General features: G+C 73.1%; 13 protein-coding genes. 5 read left to right on the top strand and 8 right to left on the bottom strand.

What is annotated here, in order from left to right; all coding sequences use genetic code 11:
- Window positions 1-20: 20 nt before the first annotated feature.
- The 3 genes from AB0I72_RS06035 (at window position 21) to dapF (ending at window position 3,823) form a co-directional block, all read left to right on the top strand.
- Window positions 21-1,922, top strand: coding sequence for a VCBS repeat-containing protein (locus AB0I72_RS06035; RefSeq protein WP_358563496.1), 1,902 nt, complete (start codon window positions 21-23; stop codon window positions 1,920-1,922).
- Window positions 1,919-2,920, top strand: coding sequence for an enediyne biosynthesis protein UnbU (locus AB0I72_RS06030; protein ID WP_358563494.1), 1,002 nt, complete (start codon window positions 1,919-1,921; stop codon window positions 2,918-2,920). Before AB0I72_RS06035 ends, AB0I72_RS06030 begins: the two co-directional genes overlap by 4 nt.
- Before the next feature lie 78 nt (window positions 2,921-2,998).
- Window positions 2,999-3,823, top strand: a complete 825-nt coding sequence (gene dapF, locus AB0I72_RS06025; RefSeq protein WP_358563492.1) for a diaminopimelate epimerase — start codon at window positions 2,999-3,001, stop codon at window positions 3,821-3,823.
- Window positions 3,824-3,844: 21 nt separating this feature from the next.
- Here the strand turns inward: dapF and AB0I72_RS06020 are convergent, their stop codons facing one another.
- The 3 genes from AB0I72_RS06020 to aceB all read right to left on the bottom strand — a co-directional run bounded on the left by AB0I72_RS06020 (window position 3,845) and on the right by aceB (window position 8,306).
- A complete protein-coding gene (locus AB0I72_RS06020; RefSeq protein ID WP_358563766.1) occupies window positions 3,845-5,056 on the bottom strand; it encodes an FAD-binding oxidoreductase in 1,212 nt (403 codons plus the stop codon).
- 64 nt (window positions 5,057-5,120) lie between these two features.
- Window positions 5,121-6,584, bottom strand: coding sequence for an FAD-linked oxidase C-terminal domain-containing protein (locus AB0I72_RS06015; RefSeq protein WP_358563490.1), 1,464 nt, complete (start codon window positions 6,582-6,584; stop codon window positions 5,121-5,123).
- A 117-nt stretch (window positions 6,585-6,701) separates the two neighbouring features.
- The gene (gene aceB, locus AB0I72_RS06010; protein ID WP_358563488.1) at window positions 6,702-8,306 is read right to left on the bottom strand and encodes a malate synthase A; all 1,605 of its coding nucleotides are present in this window, start codon (window positions 8,304-8,306) and stop codon (window positions 6,702-6,704) included.
- A gap of 338 nt (window positions 8,307-8,644) precedes the next feature.
- Here aceB and hflX point away from each other — a divergent pair, with 338 nt between their 5' ends.
- Complete coding sequence (hflX, locus tag AB0I72_RS06005) at window positions 8,645-10,168, top strand: GTPase HflX (RefSeq protein ID WP_358563486.1); 1,524 nt, start codon at window positions 8,645-8,647, stop codon at window positions 10,166-10,168.
- Window positions 10,169-10,545: 377 nt separating this feature from the next.
- Window positions 10,546-11,754, top strand: a complete 1,209-nt coding sequence (locus AB0I72_RS06000) for an amidohydrolase family protein (RefSeq protein WP_358563484.1) — start codon at window positions 10,546-10,548, stop codon at window positions 11,752-11,754.
- Between the two features lie 20 nt (window positions 11,755-11,774).
- On the opposite strand, the gene holA is transcribed toward AB0I72_RS06000, so the two are convergent.
- The 5 genes from holA to AB0I72_RS05975 all read right to left on the bottom strand — a co-directional run bounded on the left by holA (window position 11,775) and on the right by AB0I72_RS05975 (window position 18,102).
- The gene (gene holA / locus AB0I72_RS05995) at window positions 11,775-12,737 is read right to left on the bottom strand and encodes a DNA polymerase III subunit delta (protein WP_358563482.1); all 963 of its coding nucleotides are present in this window, start codon (window positions 12,735-12,737) and stop codon (window positions 11,775-11,777) included.
- A 47-nt stretch (window positions 12,738-12,784) separates the two neighbouring features.
- On the bottom strand, window positions 12,785-15,127 hold the full coding sequence (locus AB0I72_RS05990) for a ComEC/Rec2 family competence protein (RefSeq protein ID WP_358563480.1): 2,343 nt from the start codon (window positions 15,125-15,127) through the stop codon (window positions 12,785-12,787).
- Entirely contained in the window at window positions 15,124-15,873 is a 750-nt protein-coding gene (locus AB0I72_RS05985) for a ComEA family DNA-binding protein (protein WP_358563478.1), read from the bottom strand. The genes AB0I72_RS05990 and AB0I72_RS05985 overlap by 4 nt, the downstream gene beginning before the upstream one ends.
- A gap of 765 nt (window positions 15,874-16,638) precedes the next feature.
- A complete protein-coding gene (gene rpsT / locus AB0I72_RS05980) occupies window positions 16,639-16,908 on the bottom strand; it encodes a 30S ribosomal protein S20 (RefSeq protein WP_358563476.1) in 270 nt (89 codons plus the stop codon).
- Window positions 16,909-17,127: 219 nt separating this feature from the next.
- Window positions 17,128-18,102, bottom strand: a complete 975-nt coding sequence (locus AB0I72_RS05975) for a hypothetical protein (RefSeq protein ID WP_358563474.1) — start codon at window positions 18,100-18,102, stop codon at window positions 17,128-17,130.
- Window positions 18,103-18,207 lie beyond the last annotated feature (105 nt).

Here is an 18,207-nt window from a genome sequence, read left to right as displayed (position 1 = left end):
CCTCTTCTTTGGAGCACCGAATGCGGCTGATGTACCGCGTCGCGACGGTGGCGGTGGCTCTGGCGCTCATGGGCGCCCTCGCCGCCTTCACCGTCCGTCCCTCCGCCAGTGAGCAGGAACGGGCGGAACGGGCCGCGCCCTTCGCCTTCGAGACACTCGCCCTGAACTCCGAACCCGACGACGCCCGACACGAGCGGGACGTGGCGCCCGCCCTGGACCACTTCCGGGGATGGATCTCCTCGGTGGGCGCGGGCGGCGCCCTGCTGGACCTGCGCGGCCTGGGCACGTCCTCGGACGCCTGCCTGGTCGACCCGCGCGACGACAGCGTCACCCTGCGCAACGCCCCCGGCAGCGGACAGGACGACTACCCCGTGGTCGAGCTCCTGCCCGACGGCCTGCCCTACGACCACACCATGGCCCCGATGGGCTGTGTCCCCGCCGACATGGACGAGGACGGCGACCAGGACCTCATCGTCTACTACTGGGGTCGGTCACCCGTCCTGTTCCTGAACACGGCGGAGCCCGGGGCGGCCCCCTCCGCGGCCGACTTCACCGCCCACGAGTTCGTGGCGCCGATGCAGGTCTGGAACACGACCGCCCTGAACGTGGCCGACATCGACGGCGACGGCGGACTCGACGTCCTGGTCGGCAACTACTTCCCGGACGGCGCCCGCGTCCTCGACCCCGAGGCGGACGACGAGACGCGGATGGAGATGCAGCAGAGCATGGGGCTGGCCACCAACGCCGGCCGCAACCGCGTCCTGCGCACCGAGCCGACGGGCGAGGCCGACACCCCGCCGACCGTCACGGACGCCACCACCGCGCTCCCCGAACGGGTGATGACCGCCTGGACACTGGCGATCGGCTTCCAGGACCTGTCCGGCAACGGTCTGCCCGACATCTACCTGGGCAACGACTTCGGCAACGACAACCTCCTCGTCAACACCTCCACCCCCGGTGACGTGCGGCTGGAACTGGTCGAGGGGGAGCGCGACATGACCACCCCCAAGTCCCAGGTCCTGGGCAACGGGTCGTTCAAGGGCATGGGGATCACGTTCACCTACGTGGACGGCCAGGACCTGCCGATGATGGTCGTCAGCAACATCACCAGCCCCTACGCGCTCCACGAGAGCAACTTCGCCTTCGTGCCCGACGGGGACGGCGCCGACCTCCTGGAGGGGTCCGTGCCCTTCGACGAGACCAGCGAGGAACTGGGCCTGGCGCGCAGCGGCTGGTCCTGGGACGTCAAGGCGGGCGACTTCGACAACGACGGCACCGACGAGCTGTTCCAGGCGACGGGCTTCCTCCAGGGGGAGAACACCCGCTGGCCGGAGCTCCAGGAGATCGCCATGGGCAACGACCAGCTGCTCAGGTACCCCTGGGTCTGGCCCACCTTCGCCGAGGGCGACGACCTGTCCGGGCACGAGTCCAACCCCTTCTGGGTGCGCGGTGAGGACGGTCGCTACGACGACCTGGCCGAGCCCCTGGGGATCGCCGAGGAAGACGTCACCCGCGCCTTCTCCTTCGGCGACGTCAACGGAGACGGACTCCTGGACGCCGTGGTCGCCAACCAGTGGCAGGACTCGCGCCTGCTGCTCAACACCGCGCCCGACGCCGCGCCCGGCGCCGTGCTCCGCCTGATGCGGCCGGGGGCGGTCGACGGCGCGCCCACCCCGGCGATCGGCGCCTCGGTCGTGGCGGACGACGAGGGCCACCCCCCGCAGATCCGCCAGCTCTTCCCGGCCAACGGCCACGTGGGGGCCTCCGACTCCATCGTCCACCTGGCGGCCCCGGAGGGCGACCTCCCGGTCACCGTCTCCTGGCGGGACGGTGACGGCGGCACCCACACCGCCGACCTCGTGGTCGAGCCGGGTACCCACACGATCCTCCTCAACGACGACGGAACGGCGGTTGTCCGATGACTGTCACCCGATCCGACGGCGGTCCGGCCGCCGGTGCCGCGGAGGCGCCGACCGAGCCGCCCGCCACCCCCTCCGCACCGACCACGAGACCGCCGGTGGACAGGCGCCTGAAGGCGCTGCGCATGTTCGCCGTCTCCATCACCGTGTTCAACATCGTGGGGCACCTGTTCCTGGGCTTCGAGCAGTCGCCCGTGACGCCCATCGTCGCCCTCCTGTTCGGCTACGCCCTCGACCTCCTCCTGGAGACGTTGGACGCGCGCGCGGCGAACCGGGCGCCCGGGTACGCCGGCGGATTCGGCAAGGCGGTCGACTACCTGCTGCCGACCCACATCGCCGGTCTGGCCTGCGCGATGCTCCTGTGGGGCAACACGTCGCTGTGGCCGTACCTGTTCGCCGTGTCCATCGCGGTGAGCAGCAAGTACCTCCTGCGTATCCCGGTCGGCGGGCGCAAGCGGCACTTCCTCAACCCCTCCAACCTCGGGATCGCGGTGACGCTGCTGCTCTTCCCGTGGGTGGGGATCGCCCCCCCGTACCACTTCACGAACGACACCTTCGGCACCGTGGACTGGCTGATCCCGCTCGGCATCCTCATGGCCGGGACCATGCTCAACGTCAACCTCACCAAGCGGTGGCCGCTGATCCTCGGCTGGGTGGGCGGCTTCGTCCTCCAGGCCGTGCTGCGGTGGCTGATCCTCGACCACATGCTGGTGGCGGCGCTGGCGCCGCTGACCGGGGTGGCCTTCATCCTGTTCACCAACTACATGATCACCGACCCCGGGACGACGCCGAACCGGCCGCGCAACCAGATGGTCTTCGGCCTGACCACGGCCCTGGTGTACGGCGTCCTGGTCAGTTTCCACGTCGTCTTCGGGCTCTTCTTCGCGCTCATCATCACCTGCCTCCTGCGCGGAGCGGTCCTGTTGGCCGCCCCCTGGTTCTCCCGATCGAACACTCCGGTGCCCGGGGGAGAACGCGCCGGTGGCGGCGCTCCCGCCTAGACGGGCCGGGACGAACAGGGGCCGTCCGGCCTCGGGAGGGATCCGAGGCCGGACGGCCCCGACGTCATGGGCTCTAGGATGGGCCGCATGCGATTCGCCAAGGGCCACGGAACAGAGAACGACTTCGTGATCCTCCCCGACCCGGACGGGGAGCTCGACCTCACGGAGGGGACCGTCCGTCTGCTGTGCGACCGCCGGGCGGGGATCGGCGGGGACGGGGTCCTGCGCGTGGTCCGCACCCGTGCCCTCGGCGAGACCCTGGCCCCGGCGGCCCGAACCGCCGAGCGGGCCGAGTGGTTCATGGACTACCGCAACGCGGACGGAACCGTCGCGGAGATGTGCGGCAACGGGGTTCGGGTGTTCGCGCGCTACCTGCTGCACGCCGGACTGGTCGACCGGGACCGCTTCGAGGTGGGCACCCGCGACGGGGCCAAGGAGGTCCGGATCGAGGCCAGCGGTGACGTCACCGTCGACATGGGCCGGGTGGAGATGCAGGGCGCCTCCTCGGCCAAGCTCGCGCGTCAGGTCGTGCACGGCGCGCAGATCTCCGTCGGCAACCCCCACCTGGCCTGCGAGGTCGAGGGGCCGGTGGCCGAGGTCGACCTCACCCGGGCGCCCGAGCTGGACGGGGAGGCCTTCCCGCAGGGCGCCAACGTGGAGGTGTACGCCGAGGTCGCGCCGGGGGTCCTGGAGATGCGCGTGTACGAGCGCGGCTCGGGGGAGACCCGCTCGTGCGGGACGGGGATCGTCGCCGCGGCGGCCGCCGCGACCCCCACCGGGGAGGGCGCCACGTGGACCGTGCGCGTTCCCGGCGGCGAGTGCGTCGTGTTCCTGGACGCCGGCGGCGCGCGCCTGAGCGGCGCGGCCGTCATCGTGGCCGAGGGAGAGACCTCCCTGGTGTGACCGCGCCGCGATCGGCCGGTGTCAGATCCCTCCGACGAAGCGCCCGGGAGCCAGCCGGTGCTCGGGGTCCAGCGCGTCCTTGACCGAGCGCATCAGCGCGATCCCGGGGACCTCGCCCCACGGGTCCACACCGGCCTCGCGCACGTGGGGCTCGGCGCGTGTCAGCGTCAGCGACCAGCCCGGGCGGGAGCGCACGGCCTCGGCGACCCCCGCGATCACGGCTGTGCCGGTCCCCGGCGGGAACGCGGCGTACAGCGCGCCGCTGGGGACCGAGCCCCGCACGAGCACGTCCGCGTCGGCGGCCCGGACGAGTTCGCCGATCCACGCCGCCGCCGCGACCGAGTCGGCGGGGGGACACGCCACGAAGCCGAGCGTCCCCCGCGCGGGGACCAGCCCCCACCCCTCGGGGAGCCGTTCCGAGACGACCGTGTCGCCGCCCAGGGCGGCGCGCACCCCGTCGACCCGCGCGCCCATCCCCTCGGCCATTCCCTCCAGGACCACGTGCAGGCGGGCGCCGCCCTCCGACGGCCAGTCCAGGGCCACCGCCGAGGGCGCCACCGGTCGCGCGCGCAGCGCCGCCGCCATGCGCTCACCGTGGGCCCGGGAGGAGACGGCGGCGGTCACCACCCGCAGGGCGGGCGGAGCCGGGTGCAGCCGGAAGGTCACCGACGTGATCAGGCCCAGGGTTCCCAGCCCACCGGTGTGCAGTTTGGCCAGGTCGTACCCGGCCACGTTCTTCACCACCCGGCCGCCGGTGCGGGTCACCACGCCGTCCGCGCGGACCACGGTCATGCCGATCACCAGGTCCCGCAGCGCGCCGAACAGCAGGCGGCGCGGCCCGCACACGCCGGTGGCGACCATCCCGCCGACCGTGCCGCCCGCGCGGACGGGGTCGGCGGACAGCCGCTGACCGGCCGCCGCCAGCACGTCCGTCAGCTCCGCCACGGGCGTCCCCGCGCCCACCGTGACCACCAGGTCGTCGGCGGTGTGCTCGATCCCGGTCAGGGCGGCGGTGTCCACGAGCAGGTCCGCCGAGCGTGGCGGGCCGCCCCAGTCCAGGGCGGTGCCGCCGCCCCGGAACACCGCGCTCAGACCGTGCCGGGCCGCCACGGCCATGACCCGGGCCGCGGCGGCCTCGTCCGGAGGGCGTACCACCAGGGCGGGAACCACACCGCCGACGGCGTCGTCGGGCGTGCCGGGGCGCGGTTCGGCACCGGCCAGGTCGTCGAGCACGGACGGTTCGACGGCGTCGGGTGTCGGTCGGGCAGGCCGCACGTGGCTCCTTCGGATCGGCGGATCAGAACTGTGTCGCCCGGCCCGACTCCACCAGCGGGTGCACGCCCTTGCGCACCCCGGGCCGCTCACCGCACAGGCGCGGGGTGGGCAGGAGCTTGTCCGGGTTGGCGATCCCGTGCGGGTCGAAGGCCCGGCGGAACCGGTCGAAGGTGTCGAGGTCGTCGGGGGAGTACATGCGGGGCATCGAGCACGCCTTGTCGGTGCCCACGCCGTGCTCGCCGGTGATCGAACCGCCGTACTCCACGCACAGGTCCAGGATCGCCGCGGACACCTCCTCGGCGCGGCGGTAGCCGTCGGGGTCGGCGTCGTCGAACATCACCAGGGGGTGCAGGTTGCCGTCCCCGGCGTGGAAGACGTTGGCCACGCGGATTCCGGACTCCGCCGACAGCGCGGCGATGCGGCGCAGCACGTCGGGCAGGGCGGTTCGGGGGACGACGCCGTCCTGCACGATGTAGGCGGGGCTCATCCGGCCCACCGCGTCGAAGGCCGCCTTGCGACCGGCCCAGATCCGCGCCCGTTCGTCGTCGCCGCCGGCCGTGCGGGTCTGGCGGGCGCCATGGGCCGTGCACAGCCCCACCACCTCGGCCAGGTGCGCGTCCAAGTCCGCCGCGGGCCCGTCGAGTTCGACGATGAGCACGGCGGCCGCGTCGGCGGGGTAGTCGCAGTCGACGAAGGCCTTGACCGCCTCGATGGACAGGGCGTCCATCATCTCGACGGCCGAGGGCAGCACGCCGGAGGAGACGATCGCGCTGACCGCCGCGCCGCCCGCGTCCAGGGAGTCGAAGGCCGCGAGCAGGGTCACCGTGCGCTCGGGCAGCCGGGTCAGTCCGACGGTGACCTCGGTGACGACGCCGAGGGTGCCCTCGGAGCCGATGACCGCGCGGACCAGGTCGTAGCCGGGGCCGTCGGGGGCCTTGCCGCCCAGGCGCACCACCTCGCCCTCGGGGGTGACCAGCTCCAGTCCGCGCACGTGGGTGGCGGTGAACCCGTACTTGAGGCAGTGCGCGCCGCCGGAGTTCTCGGCGACGTTGCCGCCGACCGAGCACACCGCCTGGCTGGAGGGGTCGGGGGCGTAGTAGTAGCCGTGCGGCGTGGCCAGGGTGGTGATGTCGAGGTTGGGGACGCCGGGTTCGACGACGGCGCACTCGTTGGGGATGTCGATCTCCACGACGCGGCGCATCCGGGCGGTGGTGAGCAGGACGCCCTCGCGGTGCGGGAGGGCGCCGCCGCTCAGGCCGGTCCCGGCGCCGCGGGGGACGAACGGGACGCCGGTCTCGGCGCACAGGCGGATGACCGCGGCGACCTGCGCGGTGGTGGTCGGCAGGACGACCACGCCGGGCAGCGACCGGCGGTGGGTGAGGCCGTCGTGGTCGTAGGCCCGGCGCTCCCGGGCGTCGGTGAGGACCCCGTCGGGTCCGCAGATGTCGCGGAGCCGTGGGATGAGGGCGGTCAGGGCCTCGGACATGGGTGCCCCCGGTGCCGTCGTCGCAGCGTGTCGATCGCAACGTATGACGGCACCCCTCGCCGGGGCAAGGGGTGCCGTGGGGTGTCGACCCCGTTGGGGAGAGGGCCGCGCGTGTGGTTACGGCATGCGCTCGTAGGCGGGCAGGGTGAGGAAGTCGACGTAGTCGTCGGCGAGGGCGACCTCGGCGAACAGCTCGCTGGCCTGCTGGTAGAGGGCCTCGTCGAAGGCGTCGCCGAGGGCGCCGCGGATCGTGGTGAGCTCCTCGTCGATGATCCGCGTGACGAGCTCGGCGGTGACCTTGGGGCCGTCGTCGAGGGTGACGTCGTTGTGCAGCCACTGCCAGATCTGGGAGCGGGAGATCTCGGCGGTCGCGGCGTCCTCCATGAGGTTGTGGATGGCCACCGCGCCGTTGCCGCCCATCCAGGTCGCCAGGTACTGGAGGGCGACGTTGATGTTGTTGCGCAGACCGGTGAGCGTGACGCCGCCCTCGGTCTTGTCGACGGCGAGCAGGTCGGCGGCCGAGACCTCGACCTCGGGGCGCTGCTTGTCGATCTGGTTGGGGCGCTCGCCCAGGACGCCGTCGAAGATCTCCTTGGCGACCGGGACCAGGTCGGGGTGGGCGACCCAGGAGCCGTCGAAGCCGTCGCCGGACTCGCGGGACTTGTCGTCGCGGACCTTGGCGAAGGCGACCTTGTTCACCTCGGCGTCCTTGCGGGACGGGATGAAGGCCGCCATGCCGCCGATGGCGTGCGCGCCGCGCTTGTGGCAGGTCTTGACCAGCAGCTCGGTGTAGGCGCGCATGAACGGCGCGGTCATGGTGACGGCGTTGCGCTCGGGCAGCAGGAAGCCGCGGCCGCGGGTGCGGTGCGTCTTGATGATGCTGAAGAGGTAGTCCCAGCGGCCCGCGTTGAGACCGGCGGAGTGCTCGCGCAGCTCGTAGAGGATCTCCTCCATCTCGAACGCGGCGGGGATGGTCTCGATGAGGCAGGTGGCGCGGATGGTGCCGCGGGGGATGCCGAGGCGCTCCTGGGCGAGGACGAAGATGTCGTTCCAGAGGCGGGCCTCGAGGTGGCTCTGCATCTTGGGCAGGTAGAAGTACGGGCCCTTGCCCTTGTCCAGCTGGCGCTGGGCGCAGTGGAAGAAGTAGAGGGCGAAGTCGACGATGCCGCCGCTGGTGCGCTGGCCGTCGACGAGGACGTGCTTCTCGTCCAGGTGCCAGCCGCGCGGGCGCACGACGATCGTGGCGAGCTCGGAGTCCTCCTTGAGCGCGTAGCTCTTGCCCTGGGGGGAGGTGAAGTCGATCTGGCGGTCGAGGGCGTCGCGCAGGTTGAGCTGCCCGCCGATCATGTTCTCCCACAGGGGGGTGTTGGCGTCCTCGAAGTCGGCCAGCCAGACCTTCGCGCCGGAGTTGAGCGCGTTGATGGTCATCTTGCGGTCGGTGGGGCCGGTGATCTCGACCCGGCGGTCGGTGATGCCGGGGGCGGGGTCGGCGACCTTCCAGCTGTCGTCCTCGCGGATGTGCTTGGTCTCCGGGAGGAAGTCGAGGTCCGTTCCGGCCGAGATCTGCTCCTGGCGCGTCCTGCGCGCGGCGAGGAGCTCCTGGCGGCGTCCCTCGAAGGTGCGGTGCAGCTCGGCGACGAGGTCGAGGGCCTCGTCGGTGAGGATCTCGTCGAAACGGTCGTGGAGGGGGCCCGTGATCTCGACCCCGTGCGTGGCGCCCATGGATAACCTTCCGCAATACGAAACAAGCTTCTGGTATGTGGAAAAGAAGCTACTCTCTTGATGTCGAGCGGTCAACGCGCGGTGCGTGTTGCATGCCGGGTGAACTTTCGCTGATGTGAAGGTTTGCGAAACTTCTTCCGGGAAGTTGCGCGTTTCTTCAGTATCTCATCCGATGCGGTGGCTGCATCTCACCCTCTCGATCTCGAGAGTTTCTGGGGATGCCTGGGATAATCACGTGCCTGGACACGGCCGAGGTGGGACCATCGACCCACGGCCACCGGCGCACGCCCGACCGGGAAGATCCGCGGCGGCCAGGACGTTGACCCACCTGGAGGGATATGAATACTTCTGACATCCGCGGAGCCGCCCCGACCGGGCCCACGACCCCCGGCGAGGACGAGTTCCGCGAGGCGATCGCCACCGGGGACGCGGACGACCGCGGCGACGAGACCGGCGGCGGCCGTGGCACCGCGTCACGCGACACCCCCGAGCGGGGCGAGATGGAACTCGCCGAGCGGCACGCGCTGCGCCGCGTCCAGGGGCTGTCCACCGAGCTCACCGACATCACCGAGGTCGAGTACCGGACCCTGCGCCTGGAGCGCGTCGTGCTCATCGGCGTGTGGACCAGCGGCACGCAGACCGAGGCGGACAACTCGCTCACCGAACTCGCGGCCCTGGCCGAGACCGCCGGGGCGCTCGTGCTGGAGGGTGTGACCCAGCGCCGCCCCAAGCCGGACCCCGCCACCTACATCGGCAAGGGCAAGGCCGTCGAGCTGCGCGACATCGTCGAGGCCACCGGGGCCGACACCGTCATCTGCGACGGAGAGCTCACCCCCGGCCAGCTCCGCCAGCTGGAGGACGTGGTCAAGGTCAAGGTGATCGACCGCACCGCGCTCATCCTGGACATCTTCGCCCAGCACGCGCGCAGCAGCGAGGGCAAGGCCCAGGTCGAACTCGCCCAGCTCAACTACCTGCTTCCGCGACTGCGCGGTTGGGGTGACTCCCTGTCCCGGCAGGCCGGCGGCTCCGGCGGCGGTTCCGGCGGCGGCGTGGGCCTGCGCGGTCCCGGTGAGACCAAGATCGAGACCGACCGCCGGCGCATCAACGACCGGATGGCCAAGCTGCGCAGGCAGCTCGCCCACATGCGCACCGCCCGTGACGTCAAGCGCGACGTGCGCCGGACCCGCGAGGTCCCGTCGGTGGCCATCGCCGGCTACACCAACGCGGGCAAGTCGAGCCTGCTCAACCGGCTGACCGGCGCCGGGGTGCTGGTGGAGAACGCCCTGTTCGCCACCCTGGACCCGACCGTCCGCCAGGCACGCACGCCCGACGGCCGCGGCTTCACCCTGAGCGACACGGTCGGATTCGTCCGGCACCTTCCGCACCAGCTGGTGGAGGCGTTCCGCTCCACCCTGGAGGAGGTCGCCGACTCCGACCTGATCCTGCACGTGGTCGACGGATCCCACCCGGACCCCGAGGAACAGATCAGGGCGGTCCACGAGGTCTTCGCCGAGATCGACGCGACCGACGTGCCCGAACTCATCGTGGTCAACAAGGTCGACGCGGCCGCCCCCGACACGCTCAAGGTGCTGCGCAGCCGCTACCCCGACGTCGTCGAGGTCTCCGCGCGCACCGGTGAGGGCGTGTCCGACCTCGTCGCGGCGGTCGCCGACGCGCTGCCCGAGCTGGCGCACGAGGTGCGCGCGCTGGTGCCGTACTCGCGCGGGGACCTGGTCGCCAAGGCCTACGAGGAGGGGCGGGTCCTCAGCGAGGAGCACACCGGGGAGGGCACGCGGCTGCACGCGTTCGTCCCCGAACTGCTCGCCGCCAAGCTGGGGGAGTTCGCGCCCAGCACGGCCTGACGGTCGGGGGCTCCGTTCACCTGGAACGACGCCGAGCGGCCGGGGCACCCCGCGGGGTGCCCCGGCCGCTTCGTGTGTGCGTGGTGTTCGTCACGCGAGACGACTCGCGAGTATTGGCGGCAAACGCTCGCATTCGTCCCGCAGGGGAGGTGTACAGGGGGTCGGAGAATGGACTACGGTTTTGGAGCACCGGCCGTCAGCGGCCGCTGTCCCCTCCGACAGGCGACGCCCCCAACCGCTGACACGGCCCCCGGCGGCCTCGCCGCCGCCCCGGCTCAGTCGGATCGCTCCAGATACGAGGTCGCTATGTCCGCCCGTGCACCCCACGACCGTGTCGCCAGCCGTCATCGGCGGATCTGACCGGCGGACACGAACCCATGACGCTGGTACTCCTCACCAACATCGGTCGGCTGTGGACCGGGAACGAGCTGTTCACCAAGGCCGCGCTGCTGCTCAACGGTGACCGCGTGGCCTGGGCCGGCCCCGCCGCCGACCTGCCGCAACGCATCCCGGGCGTGTTCGACGACCTCACCGACGTCGACGAGGTCGTCAACATCGGCGGCGGCCTCGTCACGCCGGGACTGGTCGACGCCCACTGCCACCCCGTGTACGCGGGCGACCGGTACGCCGAGGTCAACATGTGGGCCAAGGGCGCGTCCAAGGGGGACATCTTCGCGGCCGGCGGGGGAGTGTCGACCACGGTGACGATCACCCGTGGGACCGACCCCTGGACGCTGTGCAACGCGGTCCGCGAGCGCCTGCGCCACTGGGTGCTCACGGGTACCACCACGGTGGAGGCCAAGACCGGGTACCACCTGACCAGGGACGGGGAACTCGCCGACGTGCGCCTGCTGCGGGCCCTGGAGGAGGAGCCCGGGATGCCGCGCCTGCACGTGACGTTCTTCCCCGCGCACGGGGTGCCGCCCGAGTTCTTCGGCCGCCCCAAGGAGTACGTGAGCACCGCCGCGTCGTGGCTGAGCGACGCCGCGATGGCCGGGGCCGACGGGGTGGACGTGTACTGCGACAACCAGCAGTTCACCACCGACGACGCGCACATGCTGCTGAGCGTGGGCCAGTCGGTGGGGCTGCGCACGACCCTGCACGCCTGCTCGCGCCCGCGGCACGGGGCCGTGCGGATGGCCGCCGAGCTGGGGTGTTCCTCGGTGGACCTGCTGCACGAGACCGACCAGGAGGACATCCTGGCGCTGGCCGCCACGCGGACACCGGTGGTGGCCTGCCCCACCACGTCGCTGCACGAGCGGCGGACGCCGCCGGTGCGCACACTGCTGGATCACGGGGTGCCGGTCGGACTGGGGACCGACCACAACCCGGGCCAGTCCGGGGCCACGTCGATGCCGCTGATCATCTCGCTGGCGATCTCCATGTTCGAGATGACCGTCCAGGAGGCGCTCAACGCCGCCACCACCGGCGGGGCCCGGGCGCTCGGCCTCGCCGACCGGGGCGCGCTCACCCCCGGCAGCGTGGCGGACCTCGTCCAGTGGGACGCCGACCACGAGGGCGCGTTCGCGTGGTCCATGGGCCTGAACGCGCTGCGGGTGTGGCATGGCGGGCGGGCGATCAACTAGGGCGCGGTCGGCCTTGGGGATCAGCGGGCGGCGCGGGCGCGGGCGATCTCGATCACGGCGCGCTCCAGGGCGTACTCGGGATCGCGACCGGCTCCCTTGATCAGCGCGTCGGTCTCGGCGACCACGCTCATGGCGCGGGTGATTCCGGCCGGGGACCAACCGCGTGCCTGCTGGCGGAGGGTGCGCATCTTCCACGGCGGCACCTTGGCCCGCTTGGCCAGATCCGCCTCGCTCATGCCCCGCTGCGGCTGGGCGGCCACGGCGATGCCGCGCACCGCACCCGCGAGGGCGCTGTTGATCAGCACCGGGGCGGTGCCCACGGCCAACGACCAGCGCAGCTGCTCCAGCGCCTCCGGCAGGCGGCCCTCGACGGCGCGGTCGGCGACCGAGAACCCGGACGCCTCGGCCTTGCCGGAGTGGTAGCGGGCCACGGCGGCGGCGTCCACCCGGCCCTCGGTGTCGGCGATGAGCTGCGTGCACGCGGCGGCGATCTCCCGCAGTTCGGTCCCCACCGCGTCCACCAGCGCCTGGGCCGCGTCCGGCGTGATCTGTCGCCCGGCGGCGGAGAACTCGCCCTTGACGAACGCCACCCGCTCCGGACCCTTCGTCGGCCCCTTGCAGTCCACCCGCTGGGCCCCCGCCTTCACCGCCGCCTGGAGCAACGCCTTTCCCTTGGCGCCGCCGGCGTGGGTGAGGACCAGGTGGACGTCGTCGGCCGGCGCCTTCAGGTAGTCGGTGACGGTCGCCGCCAGATCCTTGGTGAGGTCATGGGCGGAGCGCAGCACCACCACGCGGCGGTCGCCGAACAGGGAGGGCGAGGTGACCTCGACCAGCGTGGACGGGCCCACCTGGGCGGGCACGAGGTCGTGGACGTCGACGTCGGGGTCGGTCGCGCGGACCGCCGCGACCGCGGCGGCGACGGCGCGGTCGACGAGGAGTTCCTCGGTGCCGACGATGACGGTGACGGGGGCGGGTGCAGGCATACTCCGAGGATGCCACGCCGCACCGACCGGCCGGGCGCGATCCGCCGTCACCGGCCCGGATCCGGACCTCGCGCCACGGCCCGGACCGGGCCGGTCCCGCCGCCGTCCAGGACGGCGACGTCCCCGTCGCGATCGGTGCGCAGGTTGATCCGGCCCAGCCGCTCCAACAGGGCCCACGTGTACGGGGACGGATGTCCGTAGGGGTTGTCCCCGCCCACCGACGTCACCGTCACCTCCGGATCGGTGGCCGCGAGAAAGTCCGGGTCCTGGGTGTTCGCGCCGTGGTGCGGCGCGGTCAGGACGGTGACCGGCAGCAGGTCGGCCTCCGGACCCGCGAGCAGTCGCGCCTGAGCCTCCTCCTCGACGTCACCCGTCAGCAGCACCGACATGGACGCGCCGTCCGCCCGCACCACGACGGAACCGTCGTTGACCGACCCGGCGTAGCCCGGCGGCGGCCACAGCACGCGCAGGAGCCAGGGACCGACCCGGAAGGACTGCCCGCTCCGGCCCTCCCACAGCTCCACCTCCCCCTCCGCGAGCACCCGCCCCATCGCGGTGCCGTCGAACCCGTCCGGAGCCAGCGCCGCCTCGACCCGGCGGTGCCGCAGCACGCCCGGTGTCCCGTCCACGTGGTCGGCGTGGTCGTGGCTGAGCACCAGGAGCGGGACCTCCCGCACGCCCAGCCGGGTCAGGCACGTGTCGATCACGGCGGGGTCCTCCCCGGTGTCGGCCACGATCGCCGACCCCGCGCCCGCCGACAGCACGAACCCGTCCCCCTGCCCCACGTCGCAGGCGACCAGGTCCCACCCCGTCGGCGGCCAGCCGCCCGGGACGCATCGCGCCGCCAGGAACAGGAGCAGGACCGCGACGACGGCCACCGCGACCACGCGCAGCAGCCACCCCCGCGACAGCACCAGGACGAGCAGGATCCCGGCCAGGAACAGGGCGCCCACCACGTCCGAACGCCAGGGCAGTGCTCCGTGCGGCACCCGTGCCCCCGTCTCCGCCACCCACGCGATCCACGCCACCCCCCACCCGGGCGGATGCGCGGCGACCGCCGCGCCGACCGGCCAGAGCACGGACAGGACCGCGAGCACGAACCCGGCGACCGTCACCGTGGCCACCACCGGGGCGGCCAGCACGTTGGCGGGCACGGCCACCCACGACACCTCTCCCGAGAGCGGCACCAGCACCGGAGCGACCGCGACCTGCGCCGCCGTGGCGACCGCGACCGCGTCGGCCACCGGCTGCGGCAGCCACCGCGACCACATCCGGGTCCAGGACGGGACGAACGCCAGAATGCCCGCCGTGGCCAGGACGGACAACGCGAACCCGTGGGAGGCCGCGAGCCCGGGTGCGACGAACAGGACCCCGAGGACGGTGACGCTCAGCGCGCCCAAGGCGGCGTGCGCACGACCGGTGGCCAGCGCCAGGAGGGCGAGCGACCCCATGAACGCGGCCCGGACCACGCTGGGCTCCGGTCGGCACACCAGGACGAACAGCCAGATCATCACCGCGCCGCCCGCCACCGAACACCACGTGGGCGCCCGCAGCCACCGGGCGAGCCCCAGCACGAACCCGGTCAGCACGGCCAGGTTGGCCCCGGAGACGGTCAACAGGTGCGCCATGCCGGTCGAACGGAAGTCCTCCGCGGTCTCCTCGCGCAGGAGGGACACGTCCCCGACGACCAGCGCGGGGAGCAGCCCGCGCTCCGGCTGGGGGAGCGCGGAGGCGGCCTCGCGCAGCCCCGCCCGCACCCGACCGGCCAGCGCCTGGACCCCGCTCGGCTCCGTCACCCCCTCGGGGGGACCCCGCACCAGGACCAGGGCCGAGGTGAGCGGATCGTCCTCGGCGGGCAGGAAGACGCCACGGGCGCGGAACGCCTGGCCCGGCAGCAGACCGTGCCACCGCGCACCCGACGCGAGGACCACCACCTCCGCCCGCGACGCGGTCCGCCGACCGTCGACACGTACCCAGGCCGTCCGGGCGCCCACCACCCACTCCGCGCGCCCGGGCCGGGGAGCACCCGACCGGGATCGCGGGTCCGTCCGCACGATCGCCTCGAACTCCGCCTCCCCCTTCCGATCCGCCACCCGCGAGGCCGCGCTGCCCGCCTCACGGGCGACGTGGGCACCGGTGACCGCCGCCACCGTCGCCGCGCAGGCCAGGGTGGCCACCAGGGTGAGGGACACCGTCTCCCACGGCGGTCGTGCCCGCGCGTACACCCCGACCGCGGCGCCGCCCGCGACCGCCGCGCAGGCCCACGACAACCGGGGCGGCGCCGCCAGGGCTCCCAGCGCGGTGAGCCACGCCATCACCGCCGGGAGGAGGAGCCGCACGTCGGGCGGCCGCCGCAGGCCGAGCGCGTCCGTTCCCAGCCATGTCGTCACCGTGCCCACCCCACCGTCACGTGCGGCCGGAGGGTCTCCAGGGTCCGCTCCCCGATGCCGTTCACCTGGACCAGGTCGTCGACGCTGGTGAAGGGTCCGTTGGCCTCCCGGTGCGCGACGATCTCGGCCGCGATGACCTCGCCGATCCGGGGCAGGCCGGTGAGCGTGGCGGCGTCGGCCCGGTTGACGTCGACCGGCGTGCCCGGCGCGCCTCCCCTGTCGGCCGTCCGCGGGACGCCCACGAGCACCTGTTCGCCGTCGACCAGCGGGCGGGCGAGGTTGAGGGTGTCGAGGTCGGCGTCGGGCAGCGCACCGCCCGCCTCCTCCACGGCGTCCGCCACCCGGGAACCCGGCGGCACGGTGTACAGCCCGGGTTCGGCGACCTCCCCGCCCACGTGGACGACCAGGTCCTCCCGCGGCAGCGCGGCCTCGGGCGCCGTGCCGTCCCCGTCGCCCGCCGAGGACGGCGATTCGGGGGAATCCGCCGGGGCGGGCGACGCGGCGGCGACCACCTCGGCGGTCACCGACTCGGGCCGGTCGCGCAGCAGCACCAGGGCGGACCCCGCCGCGATCAGGCCCAGGACGAGGAGGGCGAGGACCGCGCGCCGCGACAGGACGGCGTCGATCCGCCACCGCCGGGTGACCCGTTCCAGAACCGACGCCGGCGGTTCGGGGAGGAACTCCTCGTATCCGGACGGCGGGCGTTCGATCCGGTCACCGTGGACATCGTCCGCGTGGGGGCGCACCCTCCGGGGGTTCGCTGTCTGAGGGATCGGTGGGTCCGTCGGGTGGCCGTGCCCGGTGCCCGAAGCGTCCGGCGGGCGTTGGTCCTCCCGGTCGCCGGACGCATTGCCCGTGTGGGGACGCGTCCTCCGGGCTGAGGCCGCCGTCAAGCGCGGTGGGGCCAGCGGGCGGTCGTCACCGGGGGCCGCATCCCGCCCAGCCTCCGTGGCCTGACCGGGGCGGGACCTCGGTGTGCCGTCCGGTCCCACGCCGGATCCGCCTGACCGGGCGGTCCGCGCCCGGGCTCCCGCACTCCGGCCAGTCGTCGCGGACCTGGTGTCCTCCGTCGTCGGTGCCTCGGCGGCCGTCGATCGCGGGACCCGGGGGCCGCGCGTCGTCGCGGTCGCCCACTGCGGGGACCGGCTGTCCACCACCGGTTCCGGGCTCCCCGGAGCGGCTACGGCGTAGGGCGCGCTCGGGATCGCGGGCGCCTCCGGCGGCGGCCCGGCGGCGCCGGTCGGCGGGCGGGGGACGGGCGGGCGCGGGCCGCCGTCGGGGTCGGCGGTTCCCGGGGAGAGCGCAAGGAGTCGCTCGCGGGGATCGGGGGCGGAGGGGTCACGTCGGAAGCGGCGCTGAAGGGTCATGCGTTCCACGGTAGGAACGCGTCCACGCGGTGTCAGCGGCCAGTTCCACGCTGTGGATAACTCGGGGAGCCCCTCCCGGGGAACGACGAGGGGCCCGGTCCGGCGAACGCGCCGGACCGGGCCCCACCCGTCGGGGTCCAGTCCTTAAGCGGACTGAAGCTGGTGCAGGCGCTTGGCGATCGCGCTCTTGCGGTTCGCGGCCTGGTTCTTGTGGATGACGCCCTTGCTGTGCGCCTTGTCCAGCGCACGCGCGGCGGCGCGCTGGGCGACGACGGCCTGCTCGACGTTGCCGGACTCGGCGGCCTCACGGAACCTGCGGATGGCCGTCTTCAGCGAAGAGCGCACCGCCTGGTTGCGGACACGAGCCTTCTCGTTCTGCCGAATGCGCTTCTTCTGCGACTTGATGTTCGCCATGCGAAAACGTGCTCCAGTTAATCTGATCATCGCGCCGGGCGAACCGGCGGCTCAGCTCGCGGGCAGCCGTACCGCGAGCGGCCAGCGCGGGCGCCGACGCAGGGTGTGTGAGTCCTCAGGGCTCGAATTCGAACGCGGAGGTCCGAGACACGGACTTCCAGTATGCCGCACGCCCGCACCACTTCGTGCACCGCCTGAGCGGTGTCCGCGGCACACGTCCTAGGACAGCAGCCACCCCGCCGTGTAGGCCGCCAGATCCTCCGCGTCGGCCTCGTCCGCCACGTACAGACCCACGCCCAGCGTCATCCCCTCCGGCGGCTCCACGCGCGTCATTCCCAGGCGCACCCCGGTGAGCGCGGTCGCCACCGACTCGGTGCCCTCGACCGGCCCCCACACCTCGCTCGTGTGGGTCGGCAGACCGAACCGCAGCGTCACCTCGTCCCGGCTCGTGAGCGCCGTCACCCCCTCGGTCACCTGCCGCACCATGAACCCCCCGTACAGGGCCTCCACGGGCATGTCCGCGCCCACGCCGGGGAGGACGACCTCGTCCGCGTACTCGGTCACGCGGTCCAGGTACCCCGTGGACCAGTACTTCTCCTCGCCGCCCGCCGCGAACGACGGCACCCGGCCACCGGGCACCAACTCGACGTGCTGGGCCTGCACCGAGAACACGGCGTCCTCACCCAGCTCCTCGCGCACCATGCCCATCAGTTCGGGCACGGAGGGGTCGTTCACGGTGACCGGCCGGATCTCCAGGTGCAGCCCCGCGAACCCGTCGGCGGCGACCTCGGCGGCCCCGCTCGCCAGCGCCGCCCTGGCCTCCTCGTCGAACCGGTCCCTGACCAGCGAGGATCCCTCCGTCACGTGCCGCAGCCACGCCAGCGCCCGCACGTCCGGGTGCTCGGACCCCAGCCACGCCAGCAGTTCCCCGGTGTCCGGAACCCGTTCGACACCTCCGTCGGCGTCGATGTCGCCCGCGTACACGTACACCGTGTTCACCCCGCCGGTCGCCAGAACGGCGTCGAGCGTCTCCGTGTCCTCCCACGAGCCCACCCACGCCGCGTCGGCGCCCCGCGACGCCGCCCACGGCGCCGGTTCACCCGTGAACTGGTACCCCAGGAGCGCCGCCGCCCCCACCAGGACCACCGCGATCGCCGCCAGTCCGGCCAGCACGCGTGTCAGAAACCACCTCAACGGACCGCTCCTCCCCGGCTCTCGAACCCGCGTGTCCGGCACGCCTCCCGACGGCCCGTTCCCAGCTCCAGGTCGCATAATCTGGACACCAGTCCCGAACCCGCG

The sequence above is a fragment of the Nocardiopsis sp. NPDC049922 genome (assembly GCF_040660275.1).
GTDB lineage: Bacteria > Actinomycetota > Actinomycetes > Streptosporangiales > Streptosporangiaceae > Nocardiopsis.
The sequence above is the reverse complement of the archived record's forward strand: the minus strand, read 5'-3'. Positions and strand labels throughout refer to the sequence as shown.